This window comes from Pseudomonas sp. AC463 (assembly GCF_979253585.1).
On record NZ_CEEDDZ010000100.1, the window covers coordinates 1 to 488 of the forward strand.

General features: G+C 67.2%; 1 protein-coding gene. It reads right to left on the minus strand.

The features are described 5' to 3' along the window. Window positions 1-369: phosphoadenosine phosphosulfate reductase domain-containing protein (locus tag AC0IYH_RS29275; protein WP_471837523.1), on the minus strand; the 369-nt coding region annotated here is incomplete at its 3' end. Window positions 370-488: the final 119 nt, after the last annotated feature.

Here is a 488-nt window from a genome sequence, read left to right on the forward strand (position 1 = left end):
GCGTAACCCCGTCTTGTCCTTCGCCGCCAGCCGCCGCGGGTCGGGCCGGAACACGCGCAGGTCGGTCAGGCCCAGTCGCTCGGACAGTTCGTCGCGGTATGCCAGCGTTTCGCCGAACATCTTCTGCGTGTTGGTGAAGATCACCGGCACGTCGACATCGATGCTCGCGACCATGTGAAGCAGCACCGCCGATTCCGCGCCGAACGAAGATACCGACGCGACCCGCCCCGCCAGTTCGCCGGTCAGCAATTGGCGTAGCATCTCCGGTGCCTCGACGCCGTCGAACCGCACCTGCATCGCCGCCGCATCCGCCGCCGTGAACGCCGGCCGCGCATCAATCATGTCGAGGACGCGTGCCGCCTCAGCCATGACGCAGTTTCCATACCGGCACCGTCGTATCCGCCGCACGCTGGTAACGGAAATCATACCGGTCCAGCGCCCGCGTCAGCGCGTCGGCGTCGATCTCCGCCTCGGGCGCGAAGCTGTCG